Source organism: Microbacterium maritypicum MF109, from assembly GCF_000455825.1.
In the GTDB taxonomy this organism is placed as follows: domain Bacteria; phylum Actinomycetota; class Actinomycetes; order Actinomycetales; family Microbacteriaceae; genus Microbacterium; species Microbacterium maritypicum_A.
In genome coordinates, this window is record NZ_ATAO01000079.1 from 17,039 (window position 1) to 35,266 (window position 18,228).

Annotated in this window: 23 protein-coding genes; 21 read left to right on the forward strand and 2 right to left on the reverse strand. The window is 66.2% G+C overall.

The annotated features are described in order from the left end of the window. The first annotated feature begins 71 nt into the window (after positions 1-71). The 21 genes from L687_RS25805 to L687_RS25900 all read left to right on the forward strand — a co-directional run bounded on the left by L687_RS25805 (position 72) and on the right by L687_RS25900 (position 16,792). The gene (locus L687_RS25805; RefSeq protein WP_021198693.1) at positions 72-1,619 is read left to right on the forward strand and encodes a hypothetical protein; all 1,548 of its coding nucleotides are present in this window, start codon (positions 72-74) and stop codon (positions 1,617-1,619) included. 14 nt (positions 1,620-1,633) lie between these two features. Continuing rightward, on the forward strand, positions 1,634-1,843 hold the full coding sequence (locus tag L687_RS25810) for a hypothetical protein (protein WP_021198694.1): 210 nt from the start codon (positions 1,634-1,636) through the stop codon (positions 1,841-1,843). A 13-nt stretch (positions 1,844-1,856) separates the two neighbouring features. Beyond that, complete coding sequence (locus L687_RS42980) at positions 1,857-3,995, forward strand: phage portal protein (RefSeq protein ID WP_021198695.1); 2,139 nt, start codon at positions 1,857-1,859, stop codon at positions 3,993-3,995. Positions 3,996-4,006: 11 nt separating this feature from the next. Then, complete coding sequence (locus L687_RS25815) at positions 4,007-4,768, forward strand: HK97 family phage prohead protease (RefSeq protein WP_021198696.1); 762 nt, start codon at positions 4,007-4,009, stop codon at positions 4,766-4,768. A gap of 15 nt (positions 4,769-4,783) precedes the next feature. Beyond that, a complete protein-coding gene (locus L687_RS25820; RefSeq protein ID WP_031206777.1) occupies positions 4,784-6,088 on the forward strand; it encodes a phage major capsid protein in 1,305 nt (434 codons plus the stop codon). A 118-nt stretch (positions 6,089-6,206) separates the two neighbouring features. Next, entirely contained in the window at positions 6,207-6,500 is a 294-nt protein-coding gene (locus L687_RS25825) for a hypothetical protein (protein ID WP_021198698.1), read from the forward strand. A gap of 15 nt (positions 6,501-6,515) precedes the next feature. Further along, on the forward strand, positions 6,516-7,046 hold the full coding sequence (locus L687_RS25830; protein ID WP_021198699.1) for a hypothetical protein: 531 nt from the start codon (positions 6,516-6,518) through the stop codon (positions 7,044-7,046). Next, a complete protein-coding gene (locus tag L687_RS25835) occupies positions 7,034-7,384 on the forward strand; it encodes a hypothetical protein (protein WP_021198700.1) in 351 nt (116 codons plus the stop codon). The genes L687_RS25830 and L687_RS25835 overlap by 13 nt, the downstream gene beginning before the upstream one ends. Continuing rightward, positions 7,384-7,635 (forward strand): hypothetical protein, encoded by a 252-nt coding sequence (locus L687_RS25840; RefSeq protein ID WP_021198701.1) that lies wholly within the window; start codon positions 7,384-7,386, stop codon positions 7,633-7,635. The genes L687_RS25835 and L687_RS25840 overlap by 1 nt, the downstream gene beginning before the upstream one ends. 2 nt (positions 7,636-7,637) lie before the next feature. Beyond that, positions 7,638-8,069 carry a hypothetical protein gene (locus tag L687_RS25845; protein ID WP_152525854.1) on the forward strand — a complete coding sequence of 144 codons (432 nt, stop codon included), beginning with the start codon at positions 7,638-7,640 and terminating at the stop codon, positions 8,067-8,069. A gap of 64 nt (positions 8,070-8,133) precedes the next feature. After that, positions 8,134-8,715: a phage tail tube protein gene (locus L687_RS25850; protein ID WP_021198703.1), complete on the forward strand. Its 582-nt coding sequence runs from the start codon at positions 8,134-8,136 to the stop codon at positions 8,713-8,715. Between the two features lie 83 nt (positions 8,716-8,798). Then, a complete protein-coding gene (locus tag L687_RS25855; RefSeq protein ID WP_021198704.1) occupies positions 8,799-9,062 on the forward strand; it encodes a hypothetical protein in 264 nt (87 codons plus the stop codon). Continuing rightward, complete coding sequence (locus L687_RS42710; protein WP_021198705.1) at positions 9,005-9,424, forward strand: hypothetical protein; 420 nt, start codon at positions 9,005-9,007, stop codon at positions 9,422-9,424. Before L687_RS25855 ends, L687_RS42710 begins: the two co-directional genes overlap by 58 nt. Positions 9,425-9,440: 16 nt before the next feature. Beyond that, positions 9,441-11,585: a phage tail tape measure protein gene (locus L687_RS25865; RefSeq protein WP_021198706.1), complete on the forward strand. Its 2,145-nt coding sequence runs from the start codon at positions 9,441-9,443 to the stop codon at positions 11,583-11,585. Continuing rightward, positions 11,582-12,418, forward strand: coding sequence for a hypothetical protein (locus L687_RS25870; protein ID WP_021198707.1), 837 nt, complete (start codon positions 11,582-11,584; stop codon positions 12,416-12,418). The genes L687_RS25865 and L687_RS25870 overlap by 4 nt, the downstream gene beginning before the upstream one ends. Further along, the gene (locus tag L687_RS25875) at positions 12,409-13,548 is read left to right on the forward strand and encodes a hypothetical protein (RefSeq protein ID WP_021198708.1); all 1,140 of its coding nucleotides are present in this window, start codon (positions 12,409-12,411) and stop codon (positions 13,546-13,548) included. The genes L687_RS25870 and L687_RS25875 overlap by 10 nt, the downstream gene beginning before the upstream one ends. A gap of 14 nt (positions 13,549-13,562) precedes the next feature. Continuing rightward, positions 13,563-14,102 (forward strand): hypothetical protein, encoded by a 540-nt coding sequence (locus L687_RS25880; RefSeq protein WP_021198709.1) that lies wholly within the window; start codon positions 13,563-13,565, stop codon positions 14,100-14,102. 11 nt (positions 14,103-14,113) lie between these two features. Further along, positions 14,114-15,151: a hypothetical protein gene (locus L687_RS25885; RefSeq protein ID WP_021198710.1), complete on the forward strand. Its 1,038-nt coding sequence runs from the start codon at positions 14,114-14,116 to the stop codon at positions 15,149-15,151. Next, positions 15,151-15,975, forward strand: a complete 825-nt coding sequence (locus L687_RS25890; protein ID WP_021198711.1) for a hypothetical protein — start codon at positions 15,151-15,153, stop codon at positions 15,973-15,975. Before L687_RS25885 ends, L687_RS25890 begins: the two co-directional genes overlap by 1 nt. Next, positions 15,975-16,457: a DUF2746 domain-containing protein gene (locus L687_RS25895; RefSeq protein ID WP_021198712.1), complete on the forward strand. Its 483-nt coding sequence runs from the start codon at positions 15,975-15,977 to the stop codon at positions 16,455-16,457. Before L687_RS25890 ends, L687_RS25895 begins: the two co-directional genes overlap by 1 nt. After that, complete coding sequence (locus L687_RS25900; protein WP_021198713.1) at positions 16,457-16,792, forward strand: hypothetical protein; 336 nt, start codon at positions 16,457-16,459, stop codon at positions 16,790-16,792. The genes L687_RS25895 and L687_RS25900 overlap by 1 nt, the downstream gene beginning before the upstream one ends. A 67-nt stretch (positions 16,793-16,859) precedes the next feature. On the opposite strand, the gene L687_RS42075 is transcribed toward L687_RS25900, so the two are convergent. Next, positions 16,860-17,696, reverse strand: coding sequence for an Ltp family lipoprotein (locus L687_RS42075; protein ID WP_021198714.1), 837 nt, complete (start codon positions 17,694-17,696; stop codon positions 16,860-16,862). Between the two features lie 96 nt (positions 17,697-17,792). Further along, the gene (locus tag L687_RS25905; RefSeq protein WP_021198715.1) at positions 17,793-18,119 is read right to left on the reverse strand and encodes a hypothetical protein; all 327 of its coding nucleotides are present in this window, start codon (positions 18,117-18,119) and stop codon (positions 17,793-17,795) included. Positions 18,120-18,228 lie beyond the last annotated feature (109 nt).

Consider the following 18,228-nt stretch of genomic DNA (forward strand, 5'->3'; position numbering starts at 1 on the left):
GTGGGCCGACACGCTCGGAGTCGTTCCGTAGCCGAGTCGGGTGCACCGAGCCGCGCATCTGCACGGCGCCGTTGCGCGAGCTCACTCCGGAGACGTCGAAGGGCTTCGCCTGCATCGAGTTCGCCGAGGAGATCCTCGAGATCGAACTGCTGCCGTGGCAACGCGCGCTGTTGATCCGCGCGCTCGAACTGAACCCCGACGGCACCTACCGCTTCAAGACCATCCTGTTGCTCGTCGCCCGCCAGAACGGCAAGTCGACGCTGATGCAGGTGCTCGCCCTGTGGCGCATGTACGCCGAGGGGGCACCGCTCGTCATCGGCACAGCGCAGTCGCTCGACATTGCCGAGGAGCAGTGGTCCGGTGCGGTCGAGATCGCCGAGGGCATCCCGGAGCTTGCTGAACTCATCGAGCATGTCGACCGCACCAATGGGAAGAAGGCGCTGCGCCTCGACTCCGGCGAGCGGTACAAGGTCGCGGCGGCATCGCGTCGCGGCGGCCGCGGTCTCTCCGGAGACCTCGTGCTGCTCGACGAGCTGCGTGAACATCAGAACTGGCAGGCGTGGGGCGCGGTCACCAAGACCACGATGGCCCGCAAGCTTGCACAGATCTGGGCCGCATCCAACGCCGGCGACATGGCATCTGTCGTCCTCCGTCGCCTCCGCTCGCTCGCGCACCGCGCGCTCGGCTGGCCCGACGGCAAAGACGGTATGGACGACCTCGACAAGCTCGGGGACACGCAGGACCAGGCGACCGAGGTCGACGACTCGCTCGGCATCTTCGAGTGGTCATCGGCGCCCGGCCGCGGCGTGTGGGATCGCGAAGGTTGGGCCGAGGCGAACCCCTCGCTCGGCTACACGATCGACCTGCGCTCGATCGCCGCCGCCGCTTCGACGGACCCCGAGTGGGTGTTCCGCACCGAGGTTATGTGCCAGTTCGTGAACATGCTCGGAACTGGGCCGTTCCCGACCGGCTCATGGGCGGCCACGCTCGACGCGAAGAACGACCGCGTCGAGCGTGAGGTCGCCCGCGATCCGGACCGGCCCGCCTGCTACGGCATCGACATGTCGCACGACCGCACGATGGTCTACATCGCGCTCGCGTTCTGGGACACCGAAGGTCGGATACGTGGCGAGATCGTCGCGCAGCGCGCCGGCCCCGACTGGGTGCTGCCGTGGCTGCTCTCTCCTGCGAGGAAGATCGCGCCGACTCACGTCGCATTTCAGCGACGCGGCGCACCGATCTCGTCGATGTGGGGCGAATTCGAAGACGCCGGCATCGAGGTCACACCGTGGGGCGAGGACAAGCTCGCCGGATGGCACGGCGCCGTGTACGACATGATCCGCAAGGCCGCGACCGACGAGTCGCCAAAGGGTGAGACCGAAGACGAGTTTCGCGATCGCGTCCGCATCTCGCACGGCGCGCAGCCGGTGCTCGACGTCGCCGCGTCGACCGCACAGATCAAGCCCGTCGGCGATGGCTGGGTCATCGACCGCAAGGCATCCCCGGCAGATGCCTCGCCACTGCTGGCGTTCATCGCCGCCGTCGGCCTGCTGCTGACGAACCCATCGGAGAGCAACGCCGTCTCCGCGTACGAGAGCAACGACCTCATGGTCGTCTGATGAGAGGTGCTGCCATGGGTGCGTTCCGAAAGGTGTTGCTGCTCCGAACCGTGATCGTGAACCTCACCGACGGATCGTCGATCTCGGGTGTGCTGTACCGCGACCCGGGGAATCTGATCGTCCTGAAGAACGCGACGTACTTCGAACCCGGCGCGGAACCGGCGCCGCTCGATGGCGACACCGTCATCGACCGCGCGCAGGTGTTGTTCGTGCAGGCACCGTAGGGGAGGGCACACGATGGTTTTCGCCGTCTCCGAGGGCAAGCTCCTCGCTGTTCAGAAGCCGACCTATCAGGCGCCGACCGCGCTGAAGATCAGCGACGATCTGTCGCAGGACTACTCCGCGATCTACCGCCAGCAGCCTTCCGTTCGAACAGTCGTCGACTTCCTCGCCCGCAACGTTGCGCAGCTCTCGCTCCACACATTCCGGCGCCTCGACGACTCCGACCGCGAACGAGTGACCGATCACCCGTTCGCACAGATGATGCGCAAGCCGAACCCGTACACCACCGGCTATCGCCTGATCTTCTCGCTCATCGCCGACCGGGGCATCTACGACCGCGCGCTGTGGGTGAAGGTGTGGCAGGACGGTCGGTCGATGCTGGTGCGGATCCCACCGCGTCTGTGGACGATCAAGGACGATGACAACTGGCTCGCCCCGACGGAGTTCGTCGTTAAGGGCAACCGGGGCAAGACCACCCTGTCGGCGAAGGATGTCGTCTATTTCCGCGGGTACAACCCCGAAGACGAGCGCTACGGACTCTCGCCGATCGAGTCGCTGCGTCGTGTCCTCTCTGAGGAGTACGCCGCCAGCCAGATGCGCGAGCAGGCGATGCGCAACGGAGCCCGCGTCGGCGGCTACATCCAGCGTCCGGCCGGCGCTCCCGAGTGGTCAGATCCCGCGCGGCAGCGCTTCGCCACCGGATGGCGCGCGCAGTACGCGGGCCAGACCGCGACCGAGGGCGGCGGCACCCCGGTGCTCGAGGACGGTATGACATTCGTCGCCGCCGGCCATTCCGCGAAGGACATGCAGTACATCGAGGCGCGCAAGCTCTCCCGTGAGGAGGCGGCCGCTGCGTACTTCATCCCGCCGCCCATGGTCGGAATCCTCGATCACGCGACCTTCGGGAACATCACGGAGCAGCACAAGATGCTCTACCAGGACACCCTCGGGCCGATTCTGCAGGAGGTACAGCAGGAGATCGCATTGCAGATCCTCCCCGACTTCGACGATGCCGACGACCTCTATGCCGAGTTCAACATGATGGAGAAGCTCCGCGGCTCGTTCGAGGAGCAGGCGGCGCAGATGCAGTCGTCCGTGGGGGCACCGATCATCACTCGGAACGAGGCACGCGCGAAGGTCAACCTGCCCCGCATCGACGGCGGCGACGAGCTTGTCGTGCCGCTGAACGTGCTCGTCGGTGGTCTCGCTTCTCCCACCGATCAGGTGGCGGCCGGATCCGGTGGCGGGGTGCTGCCGGAGCTCGAAGCGACAACGTCGGATGTGCTCACCGCGGACGAGATTCAGACTCTCGTGAACGCGGCGGCCACGCTGATTCGCTCGGGGTTCGACCCGGTAGAGGCTCTCGTGGCTGTCGGCCTGGACCCGATCAAGCACCTCGGTCTGCTGCCCGTCACCGTGCAGCGACCGCAGGAGCCGGAAAACGTCGACCAGGAAGCGGTCGACGACCTCAAGGGGCGGATGGTACGGGTCAAGTCCCGGCCGTCAGCTGCGCAGGTGGGGAAGTCGGCGCAGGTGCTCGCGGAGTTCTTCGAGCGTCAGGAGCGCTCTGTGCGTTCGGCGCTGGGAGCGAAGGATGCGGACTGGTGGGACGGCGAGCGATGGGATCGCGAACTCGGTGGGGCGCTGTTGGCGCTCTCGTCATCGATCACGACGGCTGTCGCCAGGAAGCAGCTCGAGCGTCTCGGCGTCGACCCTGACGAGTATGACGTCGACCGGACGATGGCGTGGATGCGGAAGGTCGCATCCGCGAACGCATCGAGCATCAACGCTGCCACAGAGGCTGCCGTCACTGCGGCGATCGCGAGCGATGAGGATACGCCGGTCGCGGTCGCGCACGTTTTCGGCGTCGCGAAGTCCGCGCGGGCGCAGCAAGGTGGGCTCACGCTCGCAACCTCGCTCGCCGGATTCGCCTCAGTCGAAGCCGTACAGCAGGTGCGTGGCACCCGACCCGCGACGAAGACATGGATTGTCACGTCCAGCAACCCCCGAGCGTCGCACGCCGCGATGGCCGGGCAGACGGTTCCCATCGATTCCACGTTCACGAACGGCGCCAAATGGCCGGGCGACAGCTCGGCGCTAGACGTCGACGAGGTCGCCGGTTGCTCCTGCGACGTCGAGATCAAATTCGAGTAGGAGGGTCCGCGATGGATCTGAAGATCTGCACCGTCAAGGTCAAGGCGATCGGCGACGAAACCGTCGACGGAACCTTCCAGGCATATGCGTCCGTGTTCGACAACGTCGACAGCTACGGCGACGTTGTCCGCAAGGGCGCGTTCGAGCGCACACTCGCCGAGTGGGCCGAGAAGGACGAGAAGCTGCCGCTGCTGTGGGGGCATGACTTCTACGACCCCTTCTCGAACATCGGGCACATCGAGGAAGCGAAAGAGGACGAGCACGGCCTCTGGGTCGAGGGTGTCCTCGACCTCGAGAACCCGAAGGCCGCGCAGGTGTACCGCCTCATCAAGGGCGGCCGCGTCGCGCAGATGTCGTTCGCCTTCGACACCGAGTCCTCGCGACGAGGCACCGTCGATGGCGTCGATGTGAACGAGCTGCTCGACCTCACCCTCTACGAGGTGTCCGTCGTACCGCTCGGCGCGAACGCCGAGACAGAGATCCTCGCGGTGAAACATGGGCTCAAGGCCGGCCGGGTGCTCTCCGCGAAGAACGAGACCGCGCTGCGCTCCGCACTGGAACAGATCCAGTCCGGAGTCACCGCGGTGAACACCGTGCTCGCCGCAGTCGGCGAGTCCGAAGACGACAGCAAGGCCAGCGGAAGCGAACCGGCCAAGACGAACGAGGAGCCCGCTGGGGTCAAGCCCGTCGAGGAGCCCACGCGCACGCCGCCCGCCCCGAAGCGTCTGCAACTCGACCTCGCAATCGGCGAGCTCGAAACCATCAAGTCCTGAAAGGGGATAACGCACATGAGTGCAGCAATCAAGGAGCGGATGGGCGCAGCGCTGAAGATCGCGCGCGACATCTCGGAGCTGGCGGAGCGCGAAGCTCGCGACCTCACCGCCGAAGAGAACGAGAAGGCCACTGCGGCGCTCCTCGACTACAAGGCGGCGAAGAAGGACTTCGAGCGCACACAGTCGACCGAGTCGCTGAAGTCGGCGCTCTCGGAGATCGGCGTCGACCTCGGCCTCGAGCCCGCCGGACAGAAGGCAACGCCTGACGCGTTCCGTCAGCCGTCGAAGCTGAAGAGCATCGGCCAGATGTTCGCCGAGTCTGCCGAGTACAAGTCGATGATGGGCCAGTTCGCGGACGGGCGCATCAACGAGAAGGCTCGCGTGCAGTCGGCGCCGATGGGCGTGAAGGCGCTCGTCACCGGCGCATCCGACACATCAGGCGGCGCGTTCGTCAACACGGACATCCAGAACATCCTCGAGATGCTCGGACGTCGCGAGCTGACGGTGCGCGATCTGATCTCAGTCCGTCAGACCGAGTCGGACACCGTGGAGTACGTGCGTCAGACCACGCAGCTCTCGAGCGCCGCGCCGGTGCCCGAGGCGACGTCGGCCGCTGCACCCACAGCGCCCGGCACGGCTGGCGCGCTCGTCCTGAACGCCGGCGGAGGGTACAAGCCCGAGGGCTCGATGGCCTTCGAGAAGGTCACCGCGACAGTCAAGACGATCGCCGAGTGGGTGCCGGCCACGAAGCGCGGCCTCGCCGACGCCTCGCAGCTGCGTGGCCTGATCGACGACGAGCTCCGCGCCGACCTGGCGGAGGAGGAAGAGGACCAGATCCTCAACGGATCCGGCTCGGGTGAGAACCTGACCGGCATCCTGCAGACCTCCGGCATCCAGACCCAGGCGTGGACGGACGACCTCCTCACCACGATTCGCAAGGCGAAGACGAAGACCCGCACCGTGGGCCGCGTCGCCGCGAACGGCATCGTGCTGAACCCGGAGGACGCCGAGCGGCTCGACCTGCTGCGCCCCATCGACGGGGACGGCCAGTTCTTCGGACCCGGCCCGTTCGCTGCGGCGGGTGTCCGCACGGTCTGGGGCCTGCCGATCGTCGAGTCCGAGGCCATCGCCGCCGGCACCGGACTCGTGGGCGACTACACCAAGGCGGTCCTCTGGGACCGTGAGCAGGCGTCCATCACCGCCACCGACTCGCACGCGGACTTCTTCATCCGCAACCTCGTCGCCATCCTCGGCGAGGAGCGCGTCGCGTTCGGCGTCACCCGTCCGAAGGCGTTCGTCTCGGTCGACCTGACCGCGTAGTCGAAAGGGGATCACCGTGGCGAAATGCAAAGTCTGCGGCGCACCGCATCGCGCGTGTGGGCCTCAGACCACGGTGATCCCCATCGACTCGAACGTGACCCGATCCTCAGGAGGAGACATGGGACTGCAGGCATACGAAGTCGTCACCGAAGGACGACACCCGCACAAGACCACGCTGATGCTGTCCGACGAGGACGCGAAGCGACTGGGCGTGTTCGACCAGAAGTCGAAGGCGACCGAGTCGAAGGGCGCACCCAAGAAGGCGGCGGCGAAGGCGAGCACTCCGCGCAAGGCGCGCACGCCGCGCAACAAGGTTGCGAAGCCCGCGGCTGACAAGGCCGCCGAGGTGGCACCCGTGACGCCGCCCGCTGGCGGCGTCGAGGACGCGTCCGACCCGGACGCAAGCGAGTAGCAGGGGGTGGCGGGGATGGCGCTTCAGACCGAGTCGTTCGCGACAGCGCAGGAAATGGCTGACCGGTCGCAAGGCGCGATCCCCGTCAACCACCCCTTCCTCGAGAAAGAGCTCAAGGCCGCAACCGAGACCATCCGGAACGCGTGCGGCTGGCACATCGCGAAGGTTGAGACGCTCACCTTCGAGCGCGTCGGCCCGTACGCCGAACACGTCTGGCTGCCCGCGATGGCGATCGCATCCGTGACCGCCGCGACGATCGATGGCACCGTGCTCGTCGCGGACTCGATCGAGTTCGACAAGATGACCGGCTGGACGAACCTCTGCGGTCGTCGCCGGTCCGTGACCTTCACCGCCGGTTTCGCCGATGTTCCGGCGGATCTCGTGACGCTGACGCTCGAACTCGCCGCCGGCGCACTCGGCTCGCCGACGGGCATCACGCGGGAGCAGGCAGGCGGCGTCTCCGTCACCTACGCCCGCAGCTCCGGCGCACTTCAGGCCTCCGACCACGACCGGCTTGCCGCCTACAAGATCGGGTGGCTGCCGTGATCGGCGGGATCGTCGCCCGGCATGCCATCGTGCGCGAACGACCGCAGATGGTCGACAACGGCCGCGGCGGCGTCGAGGCAGATTTCACCGATGCAACACCCGTCGACCTGCCTGGATGGGCGCTCGACGCTGGCAACACGGTCGCCGATCTGCAGAACCGTGACGGAGCCGCGAGCCGGTGGACCGCTCGCGGTCCGTTCGACGCCGACGTCGAACGCCACGACCGCATCACCGTGTTCGGTGAGCGGTGCAAGATCGACGGCGCCGTGGTGCGACAACCCGGTCCGTCGCCGTGTACCTCCCACACGATCTTGTCGCTCGTCGCTTGGGAGGGCTGATGGCCGTCAAGGGCATGCGCATCAAGGTCAACCGCGACGCGATCCGGAAACTCCTCGCCTCCCAGGAGGTCGCCGACAACCTCACCCCTCGCGGTGAGCGCATCGCGGCCGCCGCCGGCGATGGCTTCGAGGTGACGACATCGAAGAACCGTGACCGCGTGGTCGTGTTCGTGACCGCGACCACGACGGACGCGAAGCTCGCGGAAGCTGAGGATCGCGCGCTGACACGCGTCATCGACGCCGGGAGGTGACCGTGGAACTTCTGCTCCCCGAGGACATCGAGGTGCGTGCGCTCGCGGAGCTCTCCACCAGGCTTCCGATCCATGGCTTCCCCGCGGTCACGACCGCGAACCGGCGGCTCGGAACGAAGATCCCCACCACGAACCCCAAACCGGACGTCTTCGGCCGGCTCATCGCTACAGGCGGGACGACACGTGACCTCGTCACGGACTCGCCGACGCTCAGCCTCGAAGGCTACTCAGTGAAGGAGCAGGAGGCGCGTGACCTGTGCGCGCTCATGCTGGCGATCGTCGAGGCTGCCGCACGGGCAGGGTCGCTCGGCGGCGCGACCGTCTACCGATCCCGGACGGCGTCTCTTCCGCAGAGCTTGCCGAACCCGCTGGTGCCCGATCACTTTCGGTTCACCGCTCTGATCTCCGTCGACCTGCGCAGGGTCACGGCCTGAGTTCCCACTCGCGCACCGCTCCGACCGGAGCAGTGCTCATCCATGCCTGAAAGGGGCAACTGCGATGTCAGTGAACAGCAAGAAGGTGTTCGTCGGTGCGCCCGATCAGGCGACGACCGGCGCGATCCTCACCGGTCCGGAAACGGACGTCATCCCCGAGACGATCGACGACTTCGTCTTCACCGGCCTGAAGGACTCCGGCTATGTCGGTGAGGACGGCGTGACCATCACGCCGACCGAGTCGACCGAGTCGATCAAGGACTGGTCGCTGAAGACGATCCGCAAGATCCTCACCGAGTTCGACGCGACGCTCGCATGGGCGCACCTCGAGCTGTCTGAGGAAGCGCTCAAGAACTACATGGGCGACGACAACGTCGAGGTCACCGCGGCGACCGCGTCGAAGGGCACACTCACCCGTGCGGCCATCGCCGGCGAGGCGCGCCCGATCAAGGCCTGGTACATCAAGGTCAAGGACGGCGACCGCCGTGCACTGATCTTCGTGCCCCACGGGCAGGTCACCGAGCGCGGCGAGATCTCGCTGCTCGCCTCCGCCGCGATCACCCTCCCGGTGACGCTCACGACGTACCCGGACGCTGCCGGAAAGAACGTCTACATCTTCCTGGACGACGGCGTCGTCTCGGCCTGATCTGTCAGACCGTCGCGGCCGGGCGCCGGGAACCCGTCCGGTCGCGACGCACCATTCCATCGGTTCCCAGGAAGCAGGTTCCCATGTTGGAGAAGTTCCACTACGTCGTCGGCGACACCGAGATCGTCCTTCCGAAGTTCGAGGACATCGAAGTCGGCGTCATCCGCAAGATCCGCCGACTGTCGCAGATCGACCAGATCTTCACTCTCATCGAGCACTACCTCGACGAGGGGCAGCTCGTCGCCTTCGACACCCTGAAGCGCTCCGAGCTGGAGGACTTCTCGAACGCGTGGCGCACGGGATCGAGCGTGACGCTGGGGGAATCCTCGGCCTCCTCGAACTCGTAGAAGAGCACCAGGAGGCCATCGAGTTCGAGCTGATCGCCGCCGGCCTCCGGTGGCGCGACATCGGCTCCGATGCCTTCACGTGGCGCGACCTGTTCGTGCTCGTGCGGCGGTGGCAGAAGCTCCCGGGTAACGCCCTGGGGGCCGCCGTCCACGGGCACGAAGTCCCGTCGTGGATCGAGCAGGTGCTTGCCGTGCTCGTCGACCAGGTGCAGGCGACGAACTTCCTGCTGCGTCGCGGCAAGGGCGCTCGCCCGAAGCGTCTCGCGCGGTGGTGGGAGAAGCGCAAACAGCAGAAGTTCGGGCGCGACCCGATCCCGATCTCCCAGTTCGACGACTGGTGGGAGTCCGCCGGAAAGCGCTGACCCGAGGAGGTTCACCATGGGCTCTGCTGAGGGGGTCGAACTCGCTACCGTCTGGCTCCGCATGGTGCCCACCATGGAGGGCGCTACCGAGAACGTCACGAAGGCGCTACTGCCTGGCGAGAACGCAGCGGGGGAGTCCGGGAAGCGTGCGGGCTCCGAGTGGGCCGCAAAGGCGAAGGGCGCGATCGGTGTCGCCGCAGTGGGCGCCGCGATCGTCGGTACCTTCAAGGGTCTCTACGAGGTCGGTTCCATCTTCGACGATGTGACCGACACCATCCGTGTCGGCACCGGCGCGCAGGGCGAAGCGCTCGACGGTCTCGTCCAGGTGGCGAAGAACGTCGGCGCAAACGTGCCCGCCTCGTTCGACAAGATCGGGTCGACCGTCGCCGACCTGAACACCCGTCTCGGCCTGAGTGGCGAGACTCTCACCACCGTCTCGGCGCAGTACCTCGAGGCTGGTCGCATCCTCGGTGAAGACGTCGACATCAACGCGACGTCGGCGGCGTTCAACGCGTTCAAGATCGAGGGCGAGGGTGTCTCGTCCGCGATGGACACCCTGTTCCAGGTGTCGCAGGCGACAGGCGTCGGCATCAACCAGCTCGCGTCCGGCGCGCAGTCCGCGGCGCCCGCGCTGCAGAACCTCGGCTTCTCGTTCGAAGACTCGGTCTCCTTGCTCGGTTCGCTCGACAAGGCGGGCCTGAACTCGCAGCAGGTAATGGCGTCCCTGTCGAAGGGTCTCGTCACGCTGGCGAAGGACGGCGAGGAACCGCAGGCCGCGTTCCAGCGCGTCACCGGCGAGATGCAGTCGTTCGTCGACAAGGGGGAGACGGCCGCAGCGCTCGATCTCGCATCGCAGATCTTCGGCACGCGCGGCGCCGCACAGTTCGTCGGCGCGCTGCAGTCCGGCGTCGTGAACCTCGACGACCTGCAGGCATCGGTCGGTGCGACCGGCGACACCATCCTCGGTGTCGCCGACGAGACCGCCGACTTCTCTGAGCAGTGGATGGTCTTCAAGAACCGGGCGCTCACGGCGCTCGAACCGGTCGGTACGGCGATCTTCAACGGGCTCGGGTCCGCGATGAAGTTCGTCAACGGTCTGTTCGATGACGTGCCCGATCTCGGGGCTGTGTTTGGCCCGATCATCGCCACCTTCGGCGAGGTCGCGTCGGTCATCTGGGAGGCACTCGCGCCGGCTTTCGCGCAGATCTGGCAGGCGATCAGTCCGCTCCTACCTGTGCTGCTGGACTTGTGGATGTCGGTCTCTCCGGTGATGTTGATCTTCAAGGCGCTCGAGCCGGTATTGCCGATGCTCGCATCACTGTTCGGTCAGCTCGCGTCTGTCATCGGGCAGGCTCTCGGAGCCGCGCTCCCGCCGATCGTGTCCCTGATGACCACCCTCGGGGGGATCCTCGGCACATTGTTCGAGGCGCTCATCCCCGTGGTGACGACACTCGTATCGGCTCTGTTCCCGATCATCGAGGCGCTCATCCCCGTGGTCGTCGCACTACTCGCCGCGTTCGCTCCGCTCATCGGTGCACTAGTGGAGGCGCTCGCACCGATCCTGACCTCGGTCGCCGAGATCGTCGGCATGATCCTCGTCCCAGTGTTCAACCTGATCGCAACGGTCATCACGGCCCTTGCGGGCGTCATCACCTGGCTCGTGAACACGATCATCGTCCCGCTGTTCAACGGGTTTGTGATCCCGGTCGTGAAGGAAGTCGGCCGGATCTTTACCGATGTCTTCAGCGGCCTCGGGAGCTTCTTCGAGGGCATCTGGGCCGGTATCCGGAACACATTCAAGGGGTTCATCAACTTCATCATCGACGGGATCAACGGGTTCATCGGCGGTCTCAACGAGGTCGGGAACTTCGTCTCCGACGTGACCGGAGGAACGATTGACTTCTCGATCGGGAAGATCCCTCGTCTCGCCGACGGAGCGACGATCCTCCCGCGCTCGGGTGGCACACTCGCGGTGCTCGCCGAAGCCGGCCGACCGGAATCCGTGGTCGACACGGGGCTGATGAATCAGGCGCTCGAAGAGGGTATCTCCGGCAACCAGCCGGCAGGGGTCACGCAGCACATCACGCTCAAGACCAACGATCCGCGTCTCGCGATCCGGCAGCTGGGGCGTGAAGCGCAGAGGGGGCTTGCGGCATCATGACGACCATTCAGCTCGGGCCGATCACGTTCGCCGAGACGGGCGCGGCGGGGTGGGTGTTCTCCGACCTGATCGACTGGTTCGGCCAGACCGACAACAAGGAGGAAGAGGAGGAGCGCCCGCAGGGGCACGGCGCATTCGAGTCGTCGAAGGCGCTGCGCACCTCCCGGGCGATCAGCTTCAACGCGGCCTTCCTGGGTGGATCTGCGGCGGAGGTAGAAGAGGCGTACGACACTCTCGCTGCGGTCGGCGCTGAGGGTCCGGTCGAGGCAATCGTCACAACGTCGGCGGCACGGTCCGCCCGCCGCGTGAAGGTGCAGGTCTCGAGCGCATCGGATCACCATGGCCGGTCGACGGGGAAGGCCGCGATCGACATGATCGCTGCCGACCCTCGTCGGTATCAGGTTGCCGCCGATGTCCCGTGGGTCTTCACGGAGCCTCCGTCGGCCGGACTGGGGCTCGTGTGGCCGGCGGTATGGCCGCTCATCTGGCCCGCCGGTGGTGTGTCCGGTCGCATCACGCTTACGAATTCGGGGAAGGCGCCATCGGCCCCGATGTTTCGGCTACTCGGCGGATTCACTTCGGCTCTCATCACGACCGTGGAGACGGGCGCGCGCATCGGCCTCGACCGTCTGGTCCCGGATGGGTCCTACGTCGATATCGACACCTCGCTGCACCGCGCGACGATCGACGGCCAGTCGGACGTGTCTCGGTGGCTGCGCTGGCGCGAGTGGGCGCTCATCCCGCCCGGGGAGTCCCGGTCGTATCAGTTCGACGTCACGGCCCCGGAGGGGGCTCCAAAGCTCGGAGGGCGGGTGCTTTCAGCATGGTGGTGAACGCCTATGTCTTCGAGACCCGTGGGGGCGCGTTGCTGCAGCAAGTCGAGCCGTCGGATCTGCAGTGGTCCGAGAATGCGAACCAGGCCGAGACCATCGACATCACGTTCAACCTGAAGTCGGATGCCGAGGGCTCCCGCGACTGGCGCAACCTAGGCACGCCGTGGAAGCACTCAATCGCCGTCGACGTGAATGGGCGGCTCGAGGGCGGCCCGATCCTGCCCCACGACTTCGCCGATGCGAGCGGTTCTCTCAAGATGACTGCACGCGGCGGCCGCATCCTCTTCACCCGCCGGTCCATCCTGCCGCCGGCAGCGCTCACGCAGTCGCTGACGCTGCCGACCGGTGTGCCGGACACATCGCTCGACTCATCGTGGAGCGGTCTGGATTACGGCACGATCGCGAAGCGGATCGGTCAGCAGGCGTGCGCCTGGCCCGGAGCCGGCGACCTGCCGATCGTGTGGCCTGCAGACCGAGCGGGCACACGCACCAAGTCCTATGACGCGATCGAACGCAAGAAGGTCGACGACGCGTGGTCGGACCTGTCCGCGCTGCAGCACGGGCCCGACATTCGACTCCGCCTCGAATGGGATGGCCCTGACCGGTTCCGATGGGTGTTCGAGACCGGCACCGAGGAGCAGCCCCGACTCCAGGGCCCCGACATCTTCGACTGGGAAGTCGGCGCTGGCGGTTCCGGACTGACCGTCCAGCGCGACCCGTCCCGAATGGCGTCGCTCGCCTGGTCCGAAGGCGGCCGATCTGACGACACCACAATCGTCCGATCGCTCTACGACCCAACGCTCATCGATAACGGCTTCCCTCTCCTCGAGATCGAAACTGATGCGTCGTCGAGCATCGTTGATCCGGCGACGCTCGACGCCTGGAACGTGGAGACGATGCGCACGGCGCGGAAACCGTGGGAGTTCTGGTCGTTCAACGTGCGCGCAGATCAGACGCCGTTCCCGTACGAGTATGGGCCGGGCTCGCTGGTGAACGTGATCGTCACCGAGGACACGCCGGTCACCGGCGGGTACGTGCCACCGGGCACCTACACGCGGCGGATCGCGGGGCTGTCTGGGGCGATCTCTGACTGGGTGACGATCACCTGTGGCGAGGTCTACGACGACTGAGAGGAGCGGCGCACATGGCCGACCCCACTCCCGCCCCCGGTGGAGACATCGGTGCGATCCTCGAGGAGTTTCGAAAGCTCCGCCGCGAGGTTGCTGATCTCAAGACCTCGACCGGGACGCAGCGCGCGCAGGCAGTCAAGCGGCTACCGTTCCAGGACTTCCAAGTCGGGCAGGCGTCGCCGATCGGCCTCGCGACCGGGTGGAACAGCTACGCGGTCGTGACCTTGCTCGTTCCCGAGGATCGCACCCGGTTGCAGGTGCTCGCGATCGGCACCGCCGCGGTGCTCGACCAGACGAGCGGCGGACTCACGACTAGTTACGGCCGAGTGCTGATCGACGGTGTCGCGTCACGCCAGTTCCCCGCCGCGAAGGACGCCGGCGCGACGCTCGTCAACAACGTCATCACCGCGACCAGTGCGGCCGTGGTCGACGTCACCGGAAAGACCTCGATAAGCGTCGCCTTCCAGCTGCAACCGCTGAACCCCGCGGCCTTCCCCTCCCACTCGCAGAACTTCGCACAGCTCGCCGTGATCGGCAGCTTCACCATCGCCTGAGGAGGCCAATCGTGGCTCTGAACCGATCCTTCCCGACGCAGCACCCGTCGGGGCTGTCCATCACTGACACACGCCGCGTCACCGCAGGGCTGATCGTGCGCAACGCGGACGGAACCCCACGCGCGGGGATCTTCCCCTCGAATGCGAATCCCATCGTGAGCGGCCGCGCGTCGATGGGATACGACGTTGCCCCATTCCTGGCCGCAACGTCGCGCATCAACACCGGTGTCGAGCTGATCTCGAATGATGCGGTGACCATTGTTCCGACGACAGCCGCCCCCTCGTCGAACTCACGAATCGATGTGATCTGGGTACGCGCTCAGTTCGTGCAGCACGCGGACGCGAACAACGACGTCATCTTCGGTGTCACCCAGGGCGGGGCGGCACTGACCCCGTCGAAGCCTGCGATCCCAGTTGGTGCGCTCGAACTCGCGACGGCGGAGATCCTGTCGACCACGACCACGACCGCGACGGCCGTTATCACTCAGACGCACACCTTCACGGCTGCGGCGGGCGGCGTGGTGTGGCTGCGGAACGCGCTCGACACCTGGGCCGCGCCGGATGGATCCGTTGCGTACCGCCTCGACACGAAGCGGATGATGGACCGGGTCGGCGGAGTATGGATCAGCCAGGGCGCATCGTGCAGCGTCAAGACGAGCACGCCTCAGGCAACGGGCGGCGCGTACGTCCCGACGCCGCTGACGTGGAACCTCGAGGACGTTGACACCGACGGCTTTCACAGCACGGTGTCGAACACCTCACGCCTGGTCGCGCCGGCCGCGGGGCAGTTCACGGTCACGGCGAAGATTCGCGGACTGTCGACGGTCTACGCGACGGGCGTGCAGTTGGGGAAAAACGGCGTGGTTGATCCTGCCGCTCGGCAGATCGTGCCGCCGATCGTTGGTGGCGGGGCGGGGTCTTTCCCGACGATAACGAAGACATTCCAGATGAACGCGGGCGACTACATCGAGGTGTTCTCGCTGGGCGAGGCGGCGGGGCTTTCGCTGAGTGCTGCGGACTGTTTCGCGGACATTGTGCGGAGCGCCTGATGCCTATCCGATATGCGGGCGATGCGTACAACCGCGCTGTGGGAACCCGTTCTGCATTCGCTGGACTCTCCGCAGACCTCGAACGCGAAGGTCTCCCCGCAATGGTCGTCAACGACGGCGACCGCGAGGAGCAAGACGAGATCGATGTCTTCTTGGCGCGGTTCCGTCCGCAGGCGTCAGGCGTCGGCTCCTTTAACGACGTCAGGTGGTGGCGGGGAGTCCGGTACGTGCGGTTCTCCCCGCTCGGCACCGTGGCCCCTCCCGGGACCGGGAACCACGGCAAGAGGCGTGCGAACGATCTCGGATACCCGTACAACTCCGACACCCCCGCGCACCGCCGAGCCCAGGTGCTCGCGAAACGACACAACATCACCTGCGAAGGCATGGGCTTTCGCGAGTGGTGGCACTGGACGTTCTGGGGACCACTCGGAGCGATCGCATCTGCTGCCGGAGGCGGCAACACAACCAGACCGGAGGACATCATGAACGCCGAACAGGAGAAGAAGCTCGATGCCGTCTTGCAGGCGCTCGGTGCTGGTGGGCTGCAGCCAGGCCAGTGGGACGACACGATCATGGGCAATACTCGCGACATCGAAGCGCAGGTGAACGGACTGCCGGACGCTCTCAAAGCGATCATGGCGCAGGTCAACGGTATCCCGGAGGTGCTCGCTGACATCCGCAAGCGGATCGGGGTATCCGAAGCGCAGGTGGAGGTGATCGCGGATGCGGTGGCAAAGCAGATCGGCACGCCGATGGTGAAGCTGGACTATGCGGCGATCGCGAAGGCCGTGAACGACGACGCCGCGCGCCGGCTGATGAGCTGATGGCGGAGGAGAACCTGCCGGAGCGCCACATGCATCGGACGGTGCCGTCGTGGGTGATCGTCGCAGTCGGGGTTGTCGCGACGGGCGCCGCCCTGATCTGGTCCTCCGGGCTGCGCGACGATACCGGCGAAGCGCTCCTCGACGAGCCAACCGCGAAGGTGCTCGTCGCGCTGCTCGGTGCCGCAGCGACAATCCTCGGACTCGTCCTTCAGCGCGCCGGTGACATCCGTCACCAAGTCAAGAACTCGCACGGCACGAACCTGCGTGATGACATCGACAAACTCGACGCCCGGATCCGCGGCGTCGAAGAGACCGCTAGTCACGCCGTGCGTGCCGCGCGCAAGGCCTCCGACGACACAGTCCAACTGCGAGAGGACGTGCAAGCAGGACGCCTCGAGACCGGGGAGGTCCGCTCCGATGTGCGTGGCCTCCGCAAAGACATCGGCCGACTGACCGATGCGATCAACAACAAGGAGAACTGATGGACATCACCCTGCCCACCATCCCCGCGGGTGTGCTCGGGCTGCTCGGCCTGATCGCGCCGTATGCGATCGCCGCTCTCAACGGAGCCCTCCCGTTCGTGCGCACGCCGTGGCAGCGGAAGGCAGTCGCGGTCCTCGTGGCGATCGCTCTCGCTGGCGCTGTGCTCGTGTTCTACTTCGCCTACACCGGAGATGTGATCCCGGAGTGGCCCGTCCTCGTGCTGCTCGCGATCGTCGTCGTCCAGGCGTCTTACGCGCTCATCGCCAAGAGCACGGCCGCTGCCGTCGAGAAGCGCTTCGAGCCTGGCGAGACGCTGCGCCGAGACCACCGCTGAGACGCGCGAACAGAAACCCCCACCCGGCTTCGGCCGGGTGGGGGTTTCTTCTGTCGTTCGACGGGTGTCAGTACCCGACAGCAGCGAGACCGAACTCAATCTCGGTGGGCTGGAACCCTTCGAACGCGAGCTGGTCATAGAGGCTCTGCCGGGAGAATGACGACATGTCCATGTAGGACTGGGCCTTCTGCGCGCACTCGGCGTTCCAGTCGGCTCCGGCGTTGTCGGCGCCGAACGTCGCGTCTTCCGTGCTGAAGCCCTCAAATTCGAGCTGCTGGATCAGGCCCGAGCGGGAGAAGCCGGAGAAACTCAGGTAGCTCTGCGCTTTGCCGATTGCGTTCTGCTGGGCGAGGGTGAGCTTCGGTTTCTCTTCCACGACGATCGAGATCGCTGCGCCATCTGTGGCGGCGGACCCGGCAGTGCGACTCGTGGAAACGACGAGTGCAGTCGGATCTTCGAAGGTGGTCAGCGCAGGCGGGGTGAGTCCAGCCTCGGTGAGTACGACGATTGCGTCGGATACGGGGATGCCAACCACATCGGGAACGACGATGCTCGGTGACGCCTCTTCTTCGACAGGTTCGGCCGCGGTCGTCGGCTTGGTGTCCGCCGTGGGCGCGTCGTCCTTGTTGCCGAGCCCGAGGGCGCTGCCGATGCTGCCGATGAGGATCACGCCGGCGGCGATAGATCCACCGATGATCCACTTTTTCTTCGCGGGCATCTTCGCCTTGGCGGGGTATTCGGCCTCGGCAGGCGTCGTCGCGTCCGACGAGACGCCTGCGCTCGTCGAGGCATCGATCGTGGGAGTGGGTTGTGGCTCAAGCCATTGGGTGCCGTCCCAGTACCGCTGTTCGTTGTTGGCATGCGGTGCCGGGTACCAACCGGCGGCGGGGGTCGGGTCTGACATGAGGGTTCCTCTCGGCTGTGTGATCGGCCCCCCAGAAGACTCACAGGCCGAATGATCCGAATGCTATCGGCAGTTTGGACATTCAGTGGAGGAACGTTATGAATCGGTCGCGACCAACTCCACAGCGTTGCCCCATACCCAGCAGCGGAACTTCTGGTCCTCTGCCCGGAACTCGATGCCAGCGGCGAGGGGAGTGGAGCGCACGATCTTTGCATCGACGCGCACCGCCTCGGGCCCGAACCGCACCCACGCGAGCACCTTGCGTTGGAGCGCGTGAGGATAGATCGTGAGCGGGTGGTCACGGAGCGCGAGCTCGCGATCGGAGAGCGACTGCAGAGGCCCATTCTTCGCGGCCTCAAGGATCGATCGCGCCTGCGACTGCATGTCCCGGTACGCGGAGAGCGTCGCCCCAGGGTTCCCCATAGCCGGTGATTCCTTCCTCCGGCCGAGAGATGTCGAGTCTACGTGAGCGCGCCGACGCCAGCGATGGAGCGTCGTGACTTTCGTCTGGGCATCTAGCACCTGTCACATT